Below are 21,353 nucleotides of genomic sequence, written 5' to 3' on the forward strand. Positions count from 1 at the left end.
GCTTTGCTCAGTCTTGGTCTCTATTCCAGAAAAGGAGTTGTTTTAGCAAGGCTTCCTTTACCAGACAGGCAATTAACGGCAGAAGGAAGGCACCGCTCTTACCAGAACCAAAGTCTGCCTCACAGGTGTCAGCAGGTCTTGCACCAACTCCTAGCCCGTTTCACGCTTCACTTACAAACAAGGCTTTACTATTCTCTATAGAATAGCCTTATGGTGCATCTGTTCTGACTCGTTTCTGCAAGCCGGCAACCATTGTGGTCTTTCGGCAAGCTTCTTATGACAAACATAAAAATTTTGGTTGTATAAATGTAATAAATACACTTATATTTATTGAAAATTTTACGGTCAAGAAGATACCCACTTTAAAAATTAACAGAGAACCCCTTCTAAAACAGCTTTAAAGTATGAAGAACGCAATCCTGAGTTTCCTCCTCCTCTTGGGCACCCTTGGTGTTTATGGGCAGAACACAGCCACTATCACCGTCCCCGCCAAACCAGACAGAACCATCAGCAGACACATTTATGGGCATTTTGCCGAACATTTAGGCCGATGTATTTACGGTGGCTTCTATGTGGGCGAGGACAACACCAAGATTCCTAACACCGCCGGTATTAGACATGACGTGGTAGATGCGCTCAAGAAACTGAAAGTACCTAACCTGCGCTGGCCGGGCGGCTGTTTCGCCGATACGTACCACTGGAAAGACGGCATCGGCCCTAAAGCCCAGCGGCCTACCATTGTGAATACCTGGTGGGGTGGCGTAACGGAGAACAACAGCTTCGGGACGCATGACTTCCTCAACATGTGCGAACTGATAGGCGCCGAGCCTTACCTGGCCGGCAACATGGCCACCGGCGGGGTGCAGGAACTGGCCGACTGGGTGCAGTACACCAACTTTGCAGGCGTAAGCCCCATGTCTAAGCTCCGGAGAGAAAACGGCCGGGATAAACCCTGGAATGTGAAGTTCTGGGGTATCGGCAATGAGGCCTGGGGCTGCGGCGGCAACATGACCGCCGAGTATTACGCGAACGAATACCGCAAATACGCCACCTTCGTGTCTGACTGGACCAACACCGGCGGTTTGTTCCGGATCGCCTCGGGCGCCAACTCCGGTGATTTCAACTGGACTGAAACCCTGATGAAGAACGTGCCTAAGAACCTGATTGAGGGGGTGGCGCTGCACCATTATGCCGTGATTGACTGGAACAAAAAAGGCCCTTCTACTACTTTCTCAGAGCAGGGCTACTTCGCCACCATGAAAAGCGCTCTTCGCATGGAGGAACTGGTGCAGAAACACAGCGCCATCATGGACAAGTATGACCCCGAGAAAAAGATCGCTTTGGTAGTAGATGAATGGGGCGGCTGGTATGAAGTGGAACCCGGCACCAACCCCGGCTTCCTGTACCAGCAGAACACCATGCGCGACGCCATGATTGCCGGCTCCACCTTAAACACCTTCAACAACCACTCAGACCGCGTCCGCATGGCCAATCTGGCGCAGGCCATTAACGTGCTGCAAGCCGTGATCCTTACCGACGAGGAGAAGATGCTGTTAACGCCCACCTACCACGTGATGGAGATGTACAATGTACACCAGGATGCCACCTACCTCCCCTTCTCCATTAAAAGCGCCGACTACACCTTGGGCACTGAGAAATTGCCCGCCGTAAACGGATCTGCTTCCCGTGACAAAAATGGTGTCACCCACGTTTCTCTGGTGAACATTGATGCCAAAAACAAGCAAGAGGTTTCCATTAACATTGATGGCGCTACCTACAGATCAGTGTCGGGCCGAATCTTGACGTCAAAATCGTTACAGGATCACAACACTTTTGCCAAGCCGAACCTTATTACGCCATCTGCCTTCAAAGGAGCAAAACTGAAAGGCAACAACCTGAAAGTGGAACTTCCGCCGTTTTCTGTGGTAGTGCTGGAAATAAAGTAATCAGCGAGAAGCAGGATCAGAGATAGGACATACTATTTTGATCCTGCTTCTCGCTGATTACTTGTGAAACAGCAGTTTCTACATCCAATACTACCCAGCCGTTTTACAGCAGTTTTCCCAAAACAAGGCCTAAAACGTCAACCTTCCTACTCTTGTTTCTGGCCTTTTTTCAGAAAAACAGGCCAGAAACAACCCAGGAGTTTTTATTTCTCCATTCACCTGTAGCTTCACGAAAATGAAAAACACTTCTTTCTCCCTTCTTAACGTATTGGGGCTAGGCGCTGCCTTGGTTGGTTGTCTTACTACTCCAGTTATGGCTTCTGCTCCAAGCGTGCCAGACACTACTATCAAAGCCACCAGCAATCCAATCTTCACCCACAAATACACCGCAGACCCGGCGGCGTTGGTTTACAAAGACAAAGTGTATCTATACGCTGGCCATGATGAAGCCCCGGCCAAGCGCGAAGGCTACGTGATGCATGAATGGCTGGTCTTTTCCTCGCCCGACATGGTCACCTGGACGGAGCACCAATCGCCTTTAAAAGCGAAGGATTTTGCGTGGGCCAAAGGAGAGGCCTGGGCTTCGCACGTGATAGAGCGGGACGGAAAATTCTACTGGTACTCCACGGTAGAGCACGCGGCTATCCGGGGGAAAGCCATAGGAGTAGCCGTGTCTGATAGTCCGCTGGGGCCTTTTAAAGACGCCCGAGGTACGGCGCTCATCACCAATGACATGACCACTGAGACTAAGATCAATTGGAATGACATTGACCCGGCCGTGTTTATTGATGACAATGGACAGGCCTACCTCTTCTGGGGCAACACCACGTTGCACTATGCCAAGCTAAAAAAGAATATGACAGAACTGGACGGGCCCATCAACACCATCAAGCTCCCTCACTTTACAGAAGCCCCGTGGGTACACAAGCGTAAGGATTGGTACTACCTTTCCTATGCGTACCAATTCCCAGAGAAAACTGCTTACGCCATGAGCAAAAACATAGAAGGGCCGTGGGAATACAAGGGCATTCTGAATGAATTGGCGGGCAACTCCAACACCAACCACCAGGCCATTATTGACTTCAAGGGCAAATCTTACTTCATTTACCACAACGGCGGCATCCAGCCAGAAGGCGGAAGCTTCAGGCGCTCGGTCTGCATAGATTACCTGGATTACAACAAAGACGGCACCATGAAACGCGTGGCCATGACTTCTGAAGGCGTGAAACCTGCCAAGTAAAAGGCCAGTACGGCACCAGACGTTTTAAGCCTGTTTTTACAAAAGGGCAGCAAAAAGCCTCGCCGGTTTATCCGGCGAGGCTTTTTGATTTCATTTGCGCTTTTCTGCGCCTACCAGTTTAGAGAGCGTCTCTTGGTATTTTACGTGCGTGGTGCCCAACCATTCGTCCCAGAACCGGAAGTAGAGCCCGTAGTTTCCTTTGAAGAATTTGTGGTGCATGTTGTGGTTGGTAGAGGTGTTCAGCCACTTGCCTACCTTGCTTTCTACCAGCCACTGCGGGTAAATCTCGTAGCCCAAGTGCCCATACACGTTGTACACCGTCATGAAAAACAGGAACAGCACAATGGCCAAGGGATGAATGGGAATGAGCAGCGCCACCACAAAGATGATTCCGCCTTCTACCACGGCCTCTAAGGGGCTGAACGAGAAAGCCGCCCACGGCGATGGGTTCACCGATTTATGGTGCGTTAGATGGAACAGCTTAAACAGCCGTGGGTGGTGCATGAGCCGGTGCGTCCAGTAGAAATACGTATCATGGATGATCAACGCCAACAACACACTTGCCACAAAATAGCCCCAGCCGTGGTCAGAGAAGTTGGTGTAAATCTGGGTGTGCGGCAAGACCAACGCAGAAGATAAAACCACCCCGTACAAAGCGAACACCAGAAAAGTGAAAAACGAATGACCTACTTCGCGCACGTAGTCTCTCCGTTTGGGAAACAGGGCCTGTATCTTTCTCCTGGCAAATTTGCGGGGCAGAAAAATATAAAATACCAGAAACGGCACCCCGGCAAGAAACAGGTACCGGGCCGCCAAAACTGCATATAACAGCCAAAATTGCACTTTCATTTTAAAAGATTGAGTTAATCAAGGAATAAACCAGAATAAATTGACGCCAATAGCGAAACATCTAAATACTATTGATAAGTTTACTGAATATCAGATACATACCCTACTTAGAACGCAAGAACTCTTCTTATTCATTCATCAGATTCTTATACAAATAACTTACATACCGCATTTATCGCCGCTGCTGCTAAGAGCTTGTTTAAATTTCATCTTTGCGCTACAAACGGCCATAAAAAGAACCTGCGTTCGCGGTTGAGTCGCCCCGTAGCGCTGCTACGCGGCTCAAAAAACGCTTCCGCAGAACCTTTCTCTGACCATTTTCGCCGGCAAACCTCAAATTCAAACAAGCGCTAACCTATACCTTACAGCATCATAAGTGAATCTCCGCTAATCAATTTAAACATCCCTGCTGGAGTTTTGAATGCTTTTTTGCCAAAACTTCTCCAAAACAGAATCAAACAACATTATATCAGCTAAGACCTTTCTTTTCAACGCATGCACATTCAACGTAGCCTGTTTGGCGTTTTTCTGGTTGCTTTTCTCAGCCTCCTGTTCTTCTCGGTGGTCGCTTATTTCAACCTGAAGGAAAACGAAGCGATTGACCGACAGGAAAAAGTCTCTTTCCGGGTACTTAAATCAGTGGAAGTTCTCTTCCAGAACTTGCAGGACATAGAAGAAGGAGCCACTTCGTTTAGGGCTACCCGCCAGCAGGCGGCCCTGCTAAAGTATCAGGAGGCTTTCTCTCAGTACCCGCTGCGCCTGCGGGAACTGCAAAGCGCGGGTGTAACCGATAGCGTGGGGCAAAGCCAGATTAGTGCTATAGCCGCCCAGACGGAAGCCTTTGTGCAAGTGGCAAGCCAATTGGTTTCGCAGGTGAGTACGCCTTCGGCCACTTCTTCCAGCGCGCCCCCTAAAGACCAGTTGAGGAACCAGCTAAGCGCCATTGAGATTCTGGTGCACGCCGTGGAGAAAAAAGAGAGAAGCAGGCTCCATTTCGCCGATACCGAAGCTACTGTCAAAACGGAGCGCACGTTCTCCGCATTTGCGGCCTTCTCGGCGTTTATGTTCTTCTTTTTCATGACCACTTACTGGTTTATCAGCAGAACCCTGACCAATAAAAACAAAGCCGCCACAATCCTGAGGGAGAAGGAGCAGCTTTACTCAGGCCTGTTCTATAAAAGTCCGGTCATGCTTTCGCTGGTAGATGCGGAAACAGGCAGGATCATGGACACCAATGAAAGAGCACTGGCGTTCTTTGGCCATACCCGTGAGCAGGTGATAGGTACCACGGCAGAAAGCGCCGGTATTTTTCTGGACACCTCTGCCAGGGCAGCGATGATCTTGCAATTGGGCCAAGACCAAAAAGTACAGAGGTTTGAGACGCAGGTAAAAGCCAAAAATGAAGTAAAAGACGTTCTTTACAACATTGAGAAGGTAGTGCTAGGTAACAGAGAGTGCCTTGTCGTAGCTTTTGAAGACATTACTGACCGGAAGGCCGCTGAGAAAAAGCAGAAGGAAAGCGAAACCCTTTTCTCTACCATCTTCTACAAAAGCCCCATCATGAAATCTATCTCAGAGGCGGAGACAGGCATTTACCTGGATGTGAACGACAACTTCACCAAGTTCTTTGGGTACGAGAAGGAAGAAATCATTGGCAGAACCAGCACTAAACTGCAACTATAGACCCAAGAGGGCGATAGGCCTGCTGTTCTCAGATATCTCCGCAACAACGGTACAGTTAGGGCTCTGGAGGTAGAGACAAGAACCAAAAGCGGCGAAATCTGCTATATCTCCATCAACTCCAATTTAGTAAACCTGGATGGGCGGGAATGCCTGGTCACTGCGTTTACAGATATCACGCAGAAGAAAGAAGCAGATGAGCTTATAAAGAATCTCAATATCTCCTTAGAGAAAAATGTGGCGAAGAGAATGAAGGAAACAGCCGACTACAAGTATGCGCTGGATCAATCTGCTATAGTAACCATAGGCAACGAAAACGGCGTGATCATTTATGCGAATGATTACGCCTGCGCCATATCTGGGTACAGCAGAGAAGAACTGATAGGCAGTGTCTATGGGCTCACTACTTCTGAGTACATTTCAGATGAATTACTAGAAGAGTTGCGGCAAAAGCTTTCCGGCGGAAACACCTGGAAGGGCGAAATCAAAAACAAAAGCAAAAGCGGCACCTACTACTGGACAGAAGCCACCATTGTCCCTATTCTTGACGAAACGGGCATTCCGTACCAGTACATGTCCATCAGGTGGGACATCACCTCCCAGAAAGCCAACGAAGTGGCCTTGCGGCAGGCTTTTGAAGAACTTGAAAAAAGCGAGGCCCAGCTTAAAGAAGCCCAGGCACTGTCTCATATGGGCAGCTGGGAATACTCTTTTGATGCCGAGGAAAATATCTGGTCAGACGAGATATACAGGATCTTAGGCACCACCCCCGCTGAGACTCAGCCAACATTTACCTCGTACTTGCAATTTGTGCACCCAGAAGATGTAGCCATGGTGGAGGAAACCGTGAGGAGCACCATTAGATCTACCGAGAAATCGTGCCAATATCATTGCCGAATCATTCACAAAAATGGAGATGTGCGGTACCTCTTCAATGAATTCACCAGGGAGCCTTCCCTGCCGGGCCAGCCAGACAAACTATTGGGAATTGTACAGGATGTGACCAATGAAAGACTTGCCCAACTGGAAAAAGAGCGCATCACGGCAGATTTGCTGCAACGGAACAAGGACCTGGAGCAGTTTGCCTACATAGTCTCGCACAACCTCAGAGCTCCCGTCGCCAATATCATTGGCCTGTCTAACCTCATGCGTACCCTGGGCCCCGAAAACCCAACGTTTTTTAAATCCATGGAAGGTTTGCAGATTTCGGCCCATAAACTGGACGCGGTGATCAATGACCTGAACAACGTCTTACAGATACGGCGGGAAGTGAACGAGCGAAAGGAACAGGTAAACCTGAACCAGTTGGTAGAAGATATAAAAACCATGACCTCGGGCCTAATGGCCAAAGAAAACGTCTCCATCAGCACCAATTTCTCTGATGTTGACAGTCTCTATACCATCAAAAGTTACCTGCACAGCATTTTCGCCAATCTTATCTCCAACAGCATCAAGTACCGCCAGGCCCACCAGGTTCCCACCATTGAGATTTGGTCTTGTAAAAAAGGCGGGAAGAAGATCATCACCTTCCGCGACAACGGCTTGGGCATAGACCTGAAAACCCACCAGCACAAGATCTTCGGTCTGTACAAACGGTTCCATTTCCATACCGATGGCAAAGGCATGGGCTTGTTTATGGTAAAAACGCAGGTAGAAGCATTGGGCGGTAAAATCCAGGTGCAAAGCGAGATCAACCAGGGAACCGAGTTCTCCATTGAGTTTGACGAGGCCTACACCTAAAAACCGCTTCTGTAAAAGCAGCCCCCTAACGAACACTCCGGGTCGTTTTCGGCCTATTTTTCTGAAAAGGCCCTAAAAACACCGCTTATATTGGTCTACAATCTGCGTGAAGTAATTTGGTCAGTTCTTGGTAGCGGCAGATATCTGGAGCATTCGTCTTACGCTCCTGTTCATTTCCCCAGCCATGGCTTTGTTGATGGGTTTAAGATTAGAACCCGCCGCCAGCCATATCTTTTACTTGGAGCTCATTGACTTCTGAAGCATCTCAATTATATTTCTCGTATAGAACTGGGTAAGGACACCATGTAAGTGATTGGACGGAAATAACTATCTCTTCTCCTTTTTTTCCTGAAAGGATCTAGGTGGCAAACGGCAATGGCGTTTATTTACCGCTTTTCCAGTTCGCCCACAAGATCCTTTCAGGAAAACAAAAGAGATAGTTTAATTTGTGCTGCTACTTAGAAGCGACAAGCGCAGTGTTCTTGCCGTTCTTCTATAAAGTTGTTGCACCCATAACTGGCAAAAGAATCTGTAAACAGGCATTCTTTACTCGTTTCTATGAAGACTTTCAGATGAGAACATACCTTTGGCTTGACATTTTCTTTTCTTTCCTGCTGGGGCTGGCGGGCTGCCAGAAATCTGAGGAGGAGGCAAACGTGGTTCCAACCCAGCAGGTTGCCCCTACTAAAACCCTGGTCACGCCCATGATTCAGGAAGCATCTGGCATTGCGGACAGCAAAACCGTTCCGGGCCATCTTTGGGTGCAGGAAGACAGCGGGAATCCGGCCCAACTCTATCTGCTGGCGCATACCGGAGCCGTTTTAAAGAAGATTTCCATAAAAGGAGCCGAAAACAGGGACTGGGAAGACATGGCCCTTTCCGGTGACCGATTATACCTCGCAGACATTGGGGATAACAGTAAAACCGCCCGGGAGTACTTTATCTACCATTTCAAAGAACCGTCTGCCGCTACAGAAACCATCAGAAACGTCTCGGTGATCAGATACCAATACCCCGACGGCTTCCATGACGCGGAGGCCTTTCTGGTGGATCCCAAGACCAAGGACATCCTGATCTTCACCAAAACAGATACCCTCTCCCGTCTCTACAAACTAACGTATCCGTACGCCTCCACCTCCCTGACCACGGCAAAACTGGTGGGGAACCTGCCCCACCCCTACGTGGTAAGCGCCGCCCTCTCCCCCAACGGAAAGGAAGCCATCATCAAGACCTACGGCGCGCTGTACCGCTACGCGCAAAAAGCCAATGAATCTCTGGAAGAATACTTATTAAAAGATTTTACGACTCTGCCCTACACCATAGAACCCCAAGGAGAATCTGTCACCTTTGCCGCCGCCGATTCTGGGTACTTCACGTTAAGCGAGAAAGGCTTAGCCTCTGCGGTGCAGCTGTATTTTTATAAGAGATAGTGTGTTGCTGGGGCTACACGCTGCCTTGAAAACAAAAAAGCCGCACATACAAGAGTATGAGCGGCTTTTAGTACCAGGAGCGGGAATCGAACCCGCACTTCCTAATGGAAACAAGATTTTAAGTCTTGCGTGTCTACCAGTTCCACCATCCCGGCAACCTCGTCTCTGGGTAGAAACGAAATAGGCAGATAAAGAAAAGACGTTACCGGGGTAACGTCTTTTATCTTGGAGCGAAAGACGGGGTTCGAACCCGCGACCTCGACCTTGGCAAGGTCGCGCTCTACCAACTGAGCTACTTTCGCGTTTACTAATCCGCTGTTTGAATTAGTGATACAAAGGTAAGCACAAAAATCTTTTTGTCAAGCATCGGCCCTAAAAAAATCAGCCCTTCAGGGTAATCTCTCTGAAAATCAGCCAGAAATTTTTCACCAGCCTTCCCACAGCCACTGTTTAGGGCCTGCTTTTCTGAAAACAACTCCTAAACGGGCGGTGTCTCCCCGTACCCAGGTCATTCTTCTACAGGAAAGCGGCTGCGTTTCTGGCCTCTTTTCTGAAATAAGCCCGAAAACCACTGGTCTAGCGCTATACTTAATTCTTACCGGCCATCTAAAGGCGAAGCTTTGGCTCCGTTTAGCAAAGCGTACGGCTATCCTGCCGCAAAGCACACCAACAGCCACACACTGGAAGTCGGTAGTTCTTAGAGCTTGTTTAAATTTCATTTTTGCGCTACAAACAGCCATAAAAAGAACCTGCGTTCGCCTTTTTATCGCACTGTAGCGCTGCTACGCGGCTCAAAAAACGCTTCCGCAGAACCTTTCTCTGGCCATTTTCGCCGGCAAACCTGAAATTTAAACAAGCTCTTAGGCAGAACGGCTGGCCGACAAAGTAAGGGGCCACAAAAAAGCCGTATTTGGGCTGTTTTATGAAAAACAGCCCAAATACGGCTTGCATAAGATCTGAGCTACCTCAGGACTCAGAACTATAGACTCAGAACTATTTTTTGTCTACCAGCATCTTCAGCTCATTCAGTTTTAGGAGGGCCTCTACCGGCGTAATGGTGTTGATGTCCAGTTTCTCAAACATTTCTTTGATGCGCACCAGTTGCGGGTCGTTAAGTTCAAACATGCTGAGCTGGTAGGGCTGTTTGGGCAGGCTTTTCAGGGTTTCCTGTGGGTCTTGGTGCGGATGGCTGATTTTCTCCTGCTCCAGGTGGTGCATGATCTCGTTCGCCCTAATCACAATGCTGTTGGGCATGCCGGCCATTTGGGCCACCTGTATCCCGAAACTGTGGGCACTGCCGCCTTCCACCAGTTTGCGCATGAACAGAATCTTGCCGTTGCTTTCCTTTACGCTCACGTTGAAGTTGCGCACCCGCGGGAAATCCTCGGTCAACTGGTTCAGCTCATGATAATGGGTGGCGAAAAGCGTTTTGGCCCGGCCTTTGGGAGCGTTGTGCAGGTGCTCCACAATGGCCCAGGCAATGGAAATACCGTCATACGTACTGGTACCGCGCCCAATCTCGTCCATCAAAACTAAACTGCGGTCTGACAGATTATTCAGAATACTAGCCGTCTCAGTCATTTCCACCATAAACGTACTCTCGCCGCGGCTCAGGTTGTCTGAAGCCCCCACGCGGGTGAAAATCTTGTCAATGACGCCAATTTGCGCCGCCTCGGCGGGCACAAAGGAGCCAATCTGCGCCATGAGCACGATGAGGGCAGTTTGCCGGAGCAAGGCGCTTTTACCGGCCATGTTGGGCCCCGTGATGATGATGACCTGCTGATCCTCATTGTCCAGCCGAATGTCATTGGGCACGTAACGCTCCCCCAGCGGCAGCTGCTTCTCAATCACCGGGTGCCTGCCTTGGATGATGCTGAGGACGGTGCTTTCGTTGACCTCGGGCTTCACGTAGCTGTTCTGGGTGGCCAGGTGCGCGAAATTGGCGAGGCAGTCCAGCATACCCAAGGCTTTGGCGTTCTGCTGTATCTGCGGCACAAACTCGGCGGTGCTCAAGACCAGTTCGTTGAAGATGCGCTGCTCAATCACGTACAGGCGGTCTTCGGCGTGCAGGATTTTTTCCTCGTAGGTTTTCAGTTCCTCGGTGATGTAGCGCTCGGCGTTCACCAGCGTCTGTTTCCGCATCCAGGTGCTGGGCACTTTGTCTTTGTGGGCGTGCGTCACCTCCAGATAATACCCAAACACTTTGTTGAAGGCGATTTTGAGCGAAGAGATGCCGGTATTCTGCACTTCGCGCTGCTGAATCTGTAGCAGGTAATCTTTGCCCGAGAACGCAATGGCGCGCAGTTCATCCAGTTCGGCGTCAATGCCGGTCTGCACCATGTTGCCTTGGTTGGTGAGCATGGGCGCATCGGGCTTGAGCGTGCGCTGAATTTCATCTCTGATGGACGCACACGGCAACAATTGGTCGGCCAGTTTCTGCAACGTGGGCACGCCGCTGACCGCCAGCAACTCTTTAATAGGCACCGTAGCTTCCAAGGCCCGCGCCAATTGCAATAATTCCCGAGGGTTTACCCGGCGTACGGCCACCTTGGAAATCAAACGCTCCAGGTCACTTATCTGCTTTAAATAGTGTTGAATATCCTGCAACAGATCTGGGCGGGCCTGCAACGCCTCCACGGTATCTAAGCGGCGCTTAATCTGGGCGGCATCCTTCAGGGGCAGCACCAGCCACTTGCGCAGCAAGCGCCCGCCCATGGGCGTAATGGTAGAATCCAGCACATCAATCAGGGGAACGCCCTCGGGGTGCTGCGGATAAATCAGTTCCAGGTTGCGCACGGTGAAGCGGTCCAGCCACACGTATTTGTCTTCCTCCAACCGGCCCAGGGCCGTGATGTGGCGCAGGTCATGGTGCTGGGTCTCTGCCAGGTAGTGCAGGATGGCCCCGGCGGCGGTGATGCCCTCGGTCAACGCCTCCACCCCAAAGCCTTTCAGCGTTTTGGTGTTGAACTGCTTGGTGAGCGCCTCTACCGCAAAATCATAGTTATACACCCATTCATCCAGCGCATAATGGCAAAAATCTGCCCCAAAGGTCTGGAAGAAGTTCTCTTTCTGGCCTTTGCAGAAAAGCACCTCGGCCGGGCCGAAATTCTGGAGGAGTTTGGCCGCGTAGCCGGCATCGCCCTGGGCCAGCAGGAACTCGCCGGTGGAAGCGTCCAACAGGGCAATTCCCATCTGGCTTTTGCCGAAATGCAGTGAGGCCAGGTAGTTGTTTCGTTTTTGCTCCAGCACCTGGTCGTTGAACGAAATGCCGGGCGTCACCAACTCGGTCACGCCGCGCTTCACAATGCCTTTCACCGTCTTGGGGTCTTCCAGTTGGTCGCAGATGGCCACGCGCTCGCCGGCCCGCACCAGCTTGGGCAGGTACGTGTCCAGCGAATGGTACGGAAAGCCCGCCAGCGCCGTCTCAGACGCCGAGCCGTTGCCGCGCTTGGTGAGCATGATGCCCAGAATCTTACTGGCCTTGATGGCGTCTTCGCCGAAGGTCTCGTAAAAGTCCCCTACCCTGAACAGCAACAGCGCCCCGGGGTGTTTCGCCTTAATGGCGTTGTATTGTTTCATCAGCGGCGTAGCGCTGAATTCTGCTGATTTGGCCAAAGCGTAATGTGCTAATTTTTAATATGCTGATGTACTGCCCCAAGTTCCTCTTGAACGCAGCCCGTTTCAGGGCCGATTTCTTAAAAAAAGCCTTAAAACAGCCTCTCCTTCTCTTTGCTCTCCCGCCGTTTTAGGCCTAATTCCTGAAAAACAGACCAAAAACACGTCTATTCCTGCAATGTCTTTACCTTTGAGCACATGTCGGCCGGTGGCCGATGTAAGTAACCCGGCAGATTAAACTATCTATTTTGTCATCCTGAAAGGATCTTGTGGGCGAACTGGAAAAGCTATAAATAAACGCTATTGCCGTTCGCTACCAAGATCTTTCTAAGATGACAAAGAAAGAGATAGTTATTTCTACCCAACCTCTTATTACTTCTGTGATGCGTAAACTAAGCATGGAAGACCTCCAACGCGATTCGGTGGAGGATTTCAAAAATAAGCAAAAAAATCCGTTGGTGTTGGTGCTGGACAACGTGCGCAGCCTGCATAATGTGGGCTCGGCGTTTAGAACCGCCGATGCCTTTGCCGCGGAGAAGATTTACCTGTGCGGGATTACGGGCACGCCACCCAACAAAGAAATCCACAAAACCGCGCTGGGCGCTACTGAATCAGTGGAGTGGGCGCACGTGGCGTCCACGTTGGAGGCCGTGGAAGGCCTGAAGCGGAACGGGTACCAGGTATGGGCCGTGGAGCAGGCCGAGGGCAGCACTTCTTTAGCAGACTTTCGGCCCGCGGCCGAGGCCAAGTATGCGTTTGTGTTCGGGAACGAGGTGTTGGGCGTGGAGGAAGAGGTGATTGCCGCCGCCCATGGCGTGCTGGAGATTCCGCAGTTTGGAACCAAACACTCCCTGAATATCTCGGTGACGGTGGGCGTGGTGGCCTGGGATTTTCTGAGTAAAACACTGGCTGGCCCTTCTTTGCCTTAACTTTCGTGAAAAGACTGGATACCAACATCACCTGGTTCCTGCGCTTTAGACGAAGTAAGTAGGCGGACAAATAGGAAAGTAAGTCAAATTAATTCTGCCTCCTTACTTATCTTAAGGAATGCGTATCACCCCCCTCCCAAGCTGAGCTTGTAGGGAAAGATTCTTTCCTTACGGTTCGGGAGTAGAACTCCCGAACCTATCTGCTGCGGAGCTCCACTCCGCCGGGAACCACGGGCAAGAGAGAGGGAGTGGAACTTCCCGGCAGCTTGCTTCCGGAGTGGAACTCCGAAAGGGCGATCTGAGGCAAAAGAAGGGAGTTCCCGTTCCGCTGTTGGGGATTTCCAATCCCCAACAGCAACTTTTAAAATTTTCCTCCCAGATTGGCTCCCAAGAGGGGATTCCCTCGAAAAAAGCCTGCTTTCAGCAGATGTAAAAGCGCATAAATGAACAAATGATTGGGAGAGCAATCGGTTTTGCACCTTTTCATAAAGAAAAGAGGCCTGCCCGAACTGGGCAGGCCTCTTTTCTTTATGGGTGGCCGCTTATTTTTTGCTGGTCTTGGTTACTTCCTGTACCATGGACAGGAAGTTTCCTTCTGGCTTGGTTTTGAATTCGGCATAGGCCTCTACCTGGCGGCTGTTCAATACTTTGAATAAGTCATTCTCAAAATTAGTATCTATTTCCTGCAGACGGGCATCACGGGCGGCAGCGTCGTTGCTGTACATTTTGGCAACTTCGGCGGCTTTCGTTAACCGGGCATGGTTCAAGGCTTTCACCTGAATGTATTCGCTCTCGTTTAAGCCAATGGATTGCATCATGAGGCGGGTAACTGAATGGGTGGTTTTTTCCAACGCCGGGTTAGCCGGGCCATTCTGGGCAACCACGTTCATTACTAACGCGAATACAAAGCAAAGGGTGAGGGTAAAGTTTTTCATGGGTGTAAAAGTTTAAAAATTAGTTTTTTGGGTTTAGATAAAGTGGCAGCACCTTTTTACGGGCACCTGGAATGTTTAATAGTGTAAAAGCTTTATTTCTGTTGGGTCTGTTAGTAGCGACTCGCGAATCGTTTCTCCAATTGGTTTGTTGCCACCCGTAAGGCATATTCCGCCTCGGGGTGATTGGGGTGATAGGCAAGAAACCGGGTCAGATCTGAGATACTCTCCTGCACCTTGTTTAGCTCCAGCTTTACCACGGCCCGGTTATACAAGGCTTTGGAATGCTCCGGCGCAACCGCAATCACGGCATCCAGATCACGAATGGCCCCGAACATATCATCTAAATGGTACTTGGCCACCGATCTTCCATACAAGCCTTCTAAGGAGGCATTTTCCAGAAGGGCGGCCTCAAAATCCTGTAAAGCTTCTTTGAAAGCCCCTATCTCCAGAAACGCCTTTCCCCGGCTGGTAAGCAAATCTGCCCTCTTGTCAGTTGCTAGATGCAAAGCCTTTGAATAATCTTTGATTGCTCCGTAGACATCACTTGTCTCCATTCTGGCTGCGGCGCGCTCGGCATAGGCCTGGGCATTGGCAGGCTGTCGGTTGATCTGCTGCGAGCGCTCCTTTATTTTGTTTTTAGAGCCTGCATTGAAAGGAGTAGTTAAGGTAAATGCGGAAGCTTGCCAAGAAGCTACCATCAAAACCAATATGCTTATCATCTTTAAGCGTTGCATTCTTCTCCTTTCGGGTTAAAACAAAGTGATTGTACCAGATTGATTCCCTTTAAACGACCAGCAGCTTCATCTAGCAGAAAATGTCAATTGCTTAAAGGAATGTGACAAATATAGAGAAACATTCAGAACGAAAACAAGACTTGATATAAAAAAATGCATGAAATAATAAATTTTTCTTCAAAACATGCCTTTACACGCTGTAAATGCAACTTTCTACCTACAAAAATTTTTCAACTATTTGTTAACTCACCATGATTTTTTCAGAAACTCAGCGCTATCAGTTCAAAAATACATTCATATAGTTACATACTACTTACCTCCACAGGATAACCTCCTGAAAAATTAGTATTTTCCAAGTATATTTTATCTCAGGATTACTTCCCAAGGCGTGAGCCTGCATAACACAATACCAATATTCACTTACAACTTCCTTATAAACAGCCTGTTTTAGAGCTTATTGAAATCACTTCAACCATACTCCTCTTTTTCCTGTAAGCAGGAGTAATCCTGAAACTTATTGAGAAACCTGGTTTTAGGGCTGTTTTCATAAAAACACGCTCTAAACAGCGTCATTTGCTAAAAGCACGGTAATTTCTGGCAGAACCCGCCAGACGCAAAAAGGCCCGGCTGTAGTAGCCGGGCCTTTGTTTTTGAAGATGCTTTCTGCCTATGACTTTACCGTCACCTCCTTCATGTTGTCAGCCGGGTTTCGGTCTATGAGTTTGATGTAGGGGCCAACTCCCGCTTTCTGGGGTTTTTACCTTTACCGTGACCTCCAACTTGTTCTGACCGGCCTTTATGCGCTGTTTCTGCAGGTACAGCGGCACGTCTTGCCAGTTGCCGTCAATCTTCTTGCGGGTGAGCACCGCCACGTCTACAAAGTCATTCAAAGGATCCAGCGTCTCATTGCCCAGGCTATCGGCACGGAATTTCTTGGCGTCTACGGTGAACGTGACTTTGTACGAGCCATCCTTCTGCTGCACCGCCCAGGCCTGGGTGGCCTTGTTCTCATAAAGGGTGATGTTCTAGAACATGTCATCTACCAGGTACTGCAGGAAATCTGGCGTGGCTTTGCGGATGCAGCCTCATACACTCTACTGAGTTGGTGTACGGTGCCTGCTGGAAAGCCACTTTCTGCACGTATTCCTTCAGGGCGGCGTTCAGCTTGTCTTCCCCAATGTAATCTGCCAAGGCGTACATCGCCACCGAGCCTTTGCGGTAATGGATGTACTGCTGCTTCGTGCCGCCGGAGTAGCCGCCCAGGTTCTTTTTGCGCACCTCGTACAGATTGGTTTGCTGGAGCAGGGAGGCCACTGTCTCTTTCCGCTCTTTGCTGTTGTGGACGCCTTTGAGCACCGCAAAATAATCCAGCAGTTCCTCGGCGCTCACCTTGGGGTACACCCCGAATTCCTGCGGCAGACACCCTAGCACTTTCCGCATCTCGTCTTTTTCCCAGAACCCCTCCAGATCACCTAACCTGATGCTGCCGCTGTCTGCCTCCTGTAGCGTGGCGAAGGTGCGCATTTCTTTTAGGGTCTGTTTTGGGCCTGTTTTTCTGAAAACACCCCCTAAACAACCCGCCTACTCCGCCCCTGCCCCTGGTGACACCCAAAAAGCCGATGCCCTGCCTTCAGGGAAGGCAGGGCATCGGCTTTCAACAAAATCTGGTAGGCGAACCAGGCTACACGTGCCTAAGCACTTGCTCTTGGAAAGCACGTCTCAGGTAAGATCCTTTAGGTATTTCAACTGGCTGTACTTTGGCAATCATAGGAAGCACCTCTGGGTCGCCGGTGATGTACGTAAGGGTCAAGTCAAAAACATGGTGCATTTCAATCCGGTGGTTTGCCCCGTCACAAATAGGGAAGGAATCCTCAAGAGAGACATTCCCGGTTTCGGGCAACAGGTTGTACTTGGAAAGAACTGATTTTACGATGGCCTGCCCTCTGGCTGGCTTAGGGGTTTTCACAATGGTTTGCCCCATGATGAATTTACCGTGCAGAAAGTGAAGGCACTGCGTCATTTTAGCAGACCCCACGTAAGAGAAGTAGAAAAGCACCTCATGCCCCACCACATCCAGCTCTTGGTGCACGCGGAACTCAGGTCTGCCCAACAGCCGCTTCGCCTGCCGGATGGTCGCCCCGAAAGCCAAGCCTCTGAAGGTAACCTCCTGCCGCGTGTTTGCTTGAAGCTGCTTAGGCGCAGTGAGCACATTCCGCATACTTGCCACGGTACGCACATAATTCACCCTGTCAAAATAGTCCTTTTTTGTTTGACCTCCCACATCCAGTCTGCTTTTAGACTTTCCTGATACCAACGCTTTCCAAACAGAAGTAAACATCTCTAATAAGTTTTAATGCTATTGCTTTAATTAACTTTATTTCACCTTTTTACTCTGACAAGCTAAGTTCACCTGTGGCTCACCCCACCTTATCATCTTTCACTTAACTTATGCTAGTTACCAACTATCCACGGGTACCCAAAACACTTCTTAAAAGAATATAACAACTTCCTTCTTTCGGCTAAAACTAAATTTTACTGCCAGAGTAGTATCCAATGCTGTTCTTATTAAGATGCAATTGAATAGGGCTGAACTTCTATCAAAGGCCACTGCGCCCTTACTTCCAGCGTAAGCCGAAAACAGCCTTCTTTCAAGAAAACAGCCCTGAAACGGAGGCGTCTCAGGGCTGTAGGTAACTTTACTGTGCTTTGGCTTCTGTCTGGAAATGGGTTCTTTGGAGAGGGATTGGCAGGTGCATGCCTTATGCTGTTCCCTAGGTTTGGCTGTTTGTTGCGTGGGTGCAAATACTTTGCTGTTTCATCTTTGGCGGTATGCGCTCATGGCCGCGGAGCCCTGTCTTCCCCGCGCGCACTGCCCTTTCGGCCTGGCAGGTCTGTTCCTCTTAGTAGCTGTCTATCCAGGGCCAAAAGCAAGGCGCGCTCGGGGAAGACTGGAACTGGGGAATGTAGTAAATCCGCGCCATGGAAGGGGCTGTAACGGTTACTAGTTGCATTACCTTTATTCCCCAGCAAAGGCATATTCCCCTCTCCTTGGCTAATCTTACAGGGAAAAATGAGCGGCTAATTATATTCTGAGAATCCTAAAGAATCAGACCGCTCTTTCGGAGTTCCACTCCGGAAGCAAGCTGCCCGTGGTTCACGGCGGAGTGGAACTCCGCAGCAGGCAGGTTCGGGAGTAGAACTCCCGAACAGCTAGAGTTCCACTCCGGAACCTGCTAGATTTTAGGCGTAAGGTTATAATCAAACCCAACCCAGGCGTTGTGGCTGTTGATCTGGTGCCTGATTCTGTTCTGCTGGCCATACGCCCCTTGGTACGTTCGCGCTTCATTAGGGGAGAAAAACTCGCGGTAAATATTCAACCGGTTGAAGTCTTTGCGGTGCACGTAATTGTAGGAGCCAAACACGTTCAGGTTCTTGTTGCGGTGGTTCAGTTGCAAGCCCTGGTTGATTTTAGGCAATTCACCCTGCCCCAAAGAAGACGTGATGCTGCCATTAGCACCAACCCGCGTGTCTTTCTTTAGCCTACTATCAATGATTCCGGCATTGCCCGCCGCATCATACTTGGCCCAAGGGTTGGTAATCAAATCTATCTTCGCCACCTCGTTGGCGTTGAGGCTGCGCAGCATGGTCGCCAATTCTGTGCCTGACATGGGCACCCGCTTGCCATTGATCATCACCATCACTCCGGCGCGGCCCCGCATGCTGATGTTGTCGTTTTGGTCTACCATTAAGCCCGGGCTTTCTCCAGCACCTCCAGAGCACATTGCTCCCCGCCGCCGAGATGCTGTTCTCCACGTTGAGCACCGTCTTATCAAAATGCTGCTCCACAAACGGTTTCTGCGCCTCAATCTTTACCTCCTTCAAAGCCACCGCCCGTTTTGGCATCACCACCTCTCCCAAATCAGTGTTGCTTTGCAGCCGAACGGCTCCCGAGGAGTACAAGGCATAGTCATAATGCATCGCCATGAGCTTGTAATTCCCAGCGGGGATGTTGCTGAACGTGAAGGCACCGTGGGCATCAGACACTTCCACTTTCACCAGCACCTGGCTGGAATCTTTCACCAACTGTATAGCGGCCGCCAGGGTTTCCCCTTTAGGGCCTTTGACCGTACCCTTGATTTCAAATCTACTCTGCGCCTGAGCGTGTCCCAAATTGGCCAAACAAGCGAACCAGCAGGTTAGAAGAAAAGTAAATGTTTTGGCGTACATAGCGTTAGGAAGAGTGAAGTCGTTCTACAGCTATTTTCAGAAAAGCAGGCCGAAAACACAAAAGCCGTACAGGTGGAACAAACACTACCAACTGCAGCAAACAGCCCCACTCGTTTACAAGCCGTTTTAGAAAAAACAGGCCGAAAACGCGTTTCGCCAGATCACAGAACAATTAGTACCTTTGCAGCTCCCTTTTAAAGAACAGATACCATGCTTCGTTCACACACCTGCGGCGAATTGCGCCTCGAGAATATTGGTCAGGAAGTGACCCTGACCGGTTGGGTACAGAAATCACGCGACAAAGGCGGCATGCTTTGGGTTGACTTGCGCGACCGCTACGGCATCACGCAGCTGAGCCTGGAGGAAGGCATTTCTGATCCGCAGGCGCTCACGCTGGCCCGTACCCTGGGCCGCGAGTTCGTGATCAAAGCCACCGGCACCGTGATTGAGCGCGAGTCTAAAAATGACAAAATCGCCACCGGCGACATTGAGATAAAAGTAACCGCGCTGGAGGTCTTGAACCCCGCCAAGTTACCGCCCTTCCTGATTGAAGACGAAACCGACGGCGGCGATGACCTGCGCATGAAGTACCGTTACCTGGATCTGCGCCGCTCTCCCGTGCGCAAAAGCCTGGAACTGCGCCACCGCATGGCGCAGCAGACCCGCTCGTACCTGGACGGCCAAGGCTTTATTGAGGTAGAAACCCCGGTGCTCATCAAATCCACGCCCGAAGGTGCCCGTGACTTCGTGGTGCCCAGCCGCATGAACCCCGGCGAGTTCTACGCCCTGCCGCAGTCTCCGCAGACGTTCAAGCAACTGTTGATGGTGTCGGGTTTTGACAAGTACTTCCAGATTGTAAAATGCTTTAGAGACGAAGACCTGCGCGCCGACCGTCAGCCGGAGTTCACCCAGATTGACTGCGAACTTTCCTTCGTGACCCAGGAAGACATCCTGAACACGTTTGAAGGCCTGGTGAAGCACCTGTTCCGTACCGTAAAGGGAATAGAACTGGCAGACTTCCCGCGCATGACTTACGCCGATGCCATGCGCCTGTATGGCTCAGACAAGCCTGATACCCGTTTCGGAATGCAATTTTTGGAGCTGAAAAACCTCACCCCAGCCCTCTCCAACGGAGAGGGAGCTTTGCCTACGGATTTAGTGTCTAACAAAGGCTTCAAAGTATTTGACGATGCTGAGCTGGTGGTGGGCATCAACGCCAGCGGTAGCGCCCACTTTACCCGAAAGCAACTGGATGAGCTGACTGACTTTGTGAAGCGTCCGCAGGTAGGTGCCACTGGTTTGGTGTACGCCCGCGTGCAGGAAGACGGCAGCGTAAAATCTAGCGTGGACAAATTCTACTCGCCGGAGGATTTACAGCAATGGGCCCAGGCCTTCAACGCCCAGCCCGGCGACTTACTGTTAGTGTTGGCTGGCGGAGCAGATAAAACCCGCAAGGCCTTGAGTGAACTGCGCCTGGAAATGGGTACCCGTTTGGGCCTGCGCGACAAAGACACGTTCTCTACCCTGTGGGTGCTGGACTTCCCGCTATTGGAATGGGACGAGGAAAGCAACCGTTACCACGCCATGCACCACCCGTTCACCTCGCCCAAGCCCGAGGACATGGATTTGATTGACACCAACCCCGGAGCCGTGCGCGCCAATGCCTATGACATGGTCATTAACGGTGTAGAAGTAGGTGGCGGCTCTATCCGTATCCATGACCGTGTCGTGCAATCCCGCATGTTTGACTTGCTTGGCTTCACCAAAGAAGAAGCGCAGGCGCAGTTCGGGTTCCTGCTGGATGCCTTTGAATACGGTGCGCCGCCACATGGTGGCATCGCCTTCGGGTTTGACCGTTTGTGCTCATTGTTCGGCGGGGCCGATTCCATCCGGGACTTCATCGCCTTCCCTAAAAACAACTCGGGCCGTGACGTGATGATTGATGCGCCTTCGCCCATTGACCAAAAGCAGCTGGATGAATTACAGATTGACGTTCGGTTGAAAAAGTAATCATCAGCTTTTCAAATA

Annotated in this window: 17 protein-coding genes and 2 tRNA genes; 7 read left to right on the forward strand and 12 right to left on the reverse strand. The window is 50.4% G+C overall.

The window, feature by feature from the left end; translation table 11 throughout:
- Positions 1-404 precede the first annotated feature (404 nt).
- Together HHO50_RS04015 and HHO50_RS04020 are read left to right on the forward strand one after the other, a co-directional pair.
- Entirely contained in the window at positions 405-1,946 is a 1,542-nt protein-coding gene (locus HHO50_RS04015; RefSeq protein ID WP_181304703.1) for an alpha-N-arabinofuranosidase, read from the forward strand.
- A gap of 313 nt (positions 1,947-2,259) precedes the next feature.
- Positions 2,260-3,186: a glycoside hydrolase family 43 protein gene (locus HHO50_RS04020; RefSeq protein ID WP_181304704.1), complete on the forward strand. Its 927-nt coding sequence runs from the start codon at positions 2,260-2,262 to the stop codon at positions 3,184-3,186.
- Positions 3,187-3,276: 90 nt separating this feature from the next.
- Here HHO50_RS04020 and HHO50_RS04025 read toward each other — a convergent pair whose 3' ends face one another.
- Positions 3,277-4,035 (reverse strand): sterol desaturase family protein, encoded by a 759-nt coding sequence (locus tag HHO50_RS04025; RefSeq protein WP_181304706.1) that lies wholly within the window; start codon positions 4,033-4,035, stop codon positions 3,277-3,279.
- Positions 4,036-4,530: 495 nt separating this feature from the next.
- Here HHO50_RS04025 and HHO50_RS04030 point away from each other — a divergent pair, with 495 nt between their 5' ends.
- The 3 genes from HHO50_RS04030 to HHO50_RS04040 all read left to right on the forward strand — a co-directional run bounded on the left by HHO50_RS04030 (position 4,531) and on the right by HHO50_RS04040 (position 8,885).
- On the forward strand, positions 4,531-5,718 hold the full coding sequence (locus tag HHO50_RS04030) for a PAS domain S-box protein (RefSeq protein ID WP_181304707.1): 1,188 nt from the start codon (positions 4,531-4,533) through the stop codon (positions 5,716-5,718).
- A gap of 246 nt (positions 5,719-5,964) precedes the next feature.
- Positions 5,965-7,455 (forward strand): PAS domain-containing sensor histidine kinase, encoded by a 1,491-nt coding sequence (locus HHO50_RS04035; RefSeq protein ID WP_181304708.1) that lies wholly within the window; start codon positions 5,965-5,967, stop codon positions 7,453-7,455.
- A 572-nt stretch (positions 7,456-8,027) separates the two neighbouring features.
- The gene (locus HHO50_RS04040; RefSeq protein ID WP_181304710.1) at positions 8,028-8,885 is read left to right on the forward strand and encodes a hypothetical protein; all 858 of its coding nucleotides are present in this window, start codon (positions 8,028-8,030) and stop codon (positions 8,883-8,885) included.
- 71 nt (positions 8,886-8,956) lie between these two features.
- On the opposite strand, the gene HHO50_RS04045 is transcribed toward HHO50_RS04040, so the two are convergent.
- The 4 genes from HHO50_RS04045 to mutS all read right to left on the reverse strand — a co-directional run bounded on the left by HHO50_RS04045 (position 8,957) and on the right by mutS (position 12,464).
- A tRNA-Leu gene (locus tag HHO50_RS04045) sits at positions 8,957-9,040 on the reverse strand.
- 71 nt (positions 9,041-9,111) lie between these two features.
- Positions 9,112-9,187, reverse strand: a tRNA-Gly gene (locus tag HHO50_RS04050).
- Positions 9,188-9,611: 424 nt separating this feature from the next.
- On the reverse strand, positions 9,612-9,836 hold the full coding sequence (locus HHO50_RS04055; RefSeq protein WP_181304711.1) for a hypothetical protein: 225 nt from the start codon (positions 9,834-9,836) through the stop codon (positions 9,612-9,614).
- Between the two features lie 42 nt (positions 9,837-9,878).
- Positions 9,879-12,464 (reverse strand): DNA mismatch repair protein MutS, encoded by a 2,586-nt coding sequence (mutS, locus tag HHO50_RS04060; RefSeq protein WP_181304786.1) that lies wholly within the window; start codon positions 12,462-12,464, stop codon positions 9,879-9,881.
- Between the two features lie 419 nt (positions 12,465-12,883).
- Here mutS and HHO50_RS04065 point away from each other — a divergent pair, with 419 nt between their 5' ends.
- Positions 12,884-13,429: an RNA methyltransferase gene (locus HHO50_RS04065; RefSeq protein ID WP_181304787.1), complete on the forward strand. Its 546-nt coding sequence runs from the start codon at positions 12,884-12,886 to the stop codon at positions 13,427-13,429.
- A 542-nt stretch (positions 13,430-13,971) separates the two neighbouring features.
- Here HHO50_RS04065 and HHO50_RS04070 read toward each other — a convergent pair.
- From HHO50_RS04070 to HHO50_RS04100, 7 genes are all read right to left on the reverse strand, one after another.
- Positions 13,972-14,364 (reverse strand): hypothetical protein, encoded by a 393-nt coding sequence (locus HHO50_RS04070; protein WP_181304712.1) that lies wholly within the window; start codon positions 14,362-14,364, stop codon positions 13,972-13,974.
- 110 nt (positions 14,365-14,474) lie between these two features.
- A complete protein-coding gene (locus HHO50_RS04075; RefSeq protein ID WP_181304713.1) occupies positions 14,475-15,083 on the reverse strand; it encodes a hypothetical protein in 609 nt (202 codons plus the stop codon).
- A 713-nt stretch (positions 15,084-15,796) separates the two neighbouring features.
- Positions 15,797-16,081, reverse strand: coding sequence for a hypothetical protein (locus HHO50_RS04080; protein WP_181304715.1), 285 nt, complete (start codon positions 16,079-16,081; stop codon positions 15,797-15,799).
- 52 nt (positions 16,082-16,133) lie between these two features.
- A complete protein-coding gene (locus tag HHO50_RS21490) occupies positions 16,134-16,622 on the reverse strand; it encodes a hypothetical protein (RefSeq protein ID WP_370457517.1) in 489 nt (162 codons plus the stop codon).
- 157 nt (positions 16,623-16,779) lie between these two features.
- Complete coding sequence (locus HHO50_RS04090; RefSeq protein WP_181304716.1) at positions 16,780-17,436, reverse strand: hypothetical protein; 657 nt, start codon at positions 17,434-17,436, stop codon at positions 16,780-16,782.
- Between the two features lie 895 nt (positions 17,437-18,331).
- Positions 18,332-18,715 carry a hypothetical protein gene (locus HHO50_RS04095; protein ID WP_181304718.1) on the reverse strand — a complete coding sequence of 128 codons (384 nt, stop codon included), beginning with the start codon at positions 18,713-18,715 and terminating at the stop codon, positions 18,332-18,334.
- Complete coding sequence (locus HHO50_RS04100) at positions 18,672-19,325, reverse strand: carboxypeptidase-like regulatory domain-containing protein (RefSeq protein WP_255478585.1); 654 nt, start codon at positions 19,323-19,325, stop codon at positions 18,672-18,674. The genes HHO50_RS04095 and HHO50_RS04100 overlap by 44 nt, the downstream gene beginning before the upstream one ends.
- A 210-nt stretch (positions 19,326-19,535) precedes the next feature.
- On the opposite strand from HHO50_RS04100, the gene aspS reads away from it, so the two are divergent.
- Positions 19,536-21,335, forward strand: a complete 1,800-nt coding sequence (aspS, locus tag HHO50_RS04105; protein ID WP_181304722.1) for an aspartate--tRNA ligase — start codon at positions 19,536-19,538, stop codon at positions 21,333-21,335.
- Positions 21,336-21,353 lie beyond the last annotated feature (18 nt).

This window comes from Rufibacter sp. XAAS-G3-1, from assembly GCF_013623775.1.
Classification (GTDB): Bacteria; Bacteroidota; Bacteroidia; order Cytophagales; family Hymenobacteraceae; genus Nibribacter.

Excerpts from the sequence above, each read along its gene's own strand:
- HHO50_RS04100 (WP_255478585.1), bottom strand. The coding sequence starts at position 19,325 with ATGTACGCCAAAACATTTACTTTTCTTCTAACCTGCTGGTTCGCTTGT.
- HHO50_RS04070 (WP_181304712.1), bottom strand. The coding sequence starts at position 14,364 with ATGAAAAACTTTACCCTCACCCTTTGCTTTGTATTCGCGTTAGTAATG.
- HHO50_RS21490 (WP_370457517.1), bottom strand. The coding sequence starts at position 16,622 with ATGCGCACCTTCGCCACGCTACAGGAGGCAGACAGCGGCAGCATCAGG.
- HHO50_RS04035 (WP_181304708.1), top strand. The coding sequence starts at position 5,965 with ATGAAGGAAACAGCCGACTACAAGTATGCGCTGGATCAATCTGCTATA.
- HHO50_RS04015 (WP_181304703.1), top strand. The coding sequence starts at position 405 with ATGAAGAACGCAATCCTGAGTTTCCTCCTCCTCTTGGGCACCCTTGGT.
- HHO50_RS04025 (WP_181304706.1), bottom strand. The coding sequence starts at position 4,035 with ATGAAAGTGCAATTTTGGCTGTTATATGCAGTTTTGGCGGCCCGGTAC.
- HHO50_RS04065 (WP_181304787.1), top strand. The coding sequence starts at position 12,884 with ATGCGTAAACTAAGCATGGAAGACCTCCAACGCGATTCGGTGGAGGAT.
- HHO50_RS04075 (WP_181304713.1), bottom strand. The coding sequence starts at position 15,083 with ATGATAAGCATATTGGTTTTGATGGTAGCTTCTTGGCAAGCTTCCGCA.
- HHO50_RS04040 (WP_181304710.1), top strand. The coding sequence starts at position 8,028 with ATGAGAACATACCTTTGGCTTGACATTTTCTTTTCTTTCCTGCTGGGG.
- HHO50_RS04020 (WP_181304704.1), top strand. The coding sequence starts at position 2,260 with ATGGCTTCTGCTCCAAGCGTGCCAGACACTACTATCAAAGCCACCAGC.
- HHO50_RS04030 (WP_181304707.1), top strand. The coding sequence starts at position 4,531 with ATGCACATTCAACGTAGCCTGTTTGGCGTTTTTCTGGTTGCTTTTCTC.
- aspS (WP_181304722.1), top strand. The coding sequence starts at position 19,536 with ATGCTTCGTTCACACACCTGCGGCGAATTGCGCCTCGAGAATATTGGT.
- mutS (WP_181304786.1), bottom strand. The coding sequence starts at position 12,464 with ATGAAACAATACAACGCCATTAAGGCGAAACACCCCGGGGCGCTGTTG.
- HHO50_RS04090 (WP_181304716.1), bottom strand. The coding sequence starts at position 17,436 with ATGTTTACTTCTGTTTGGAAAGCGTTGGTATCAGGAAAGTCTAAAAGC.
- HHO50_RS04055 (WP_181304711.1), bottom strand. The coding sequence starts at position 9,836 with ATGCAAGCCGTATTTGGGCTGTTTTTCATAAAACAGCCCAAATACGGC.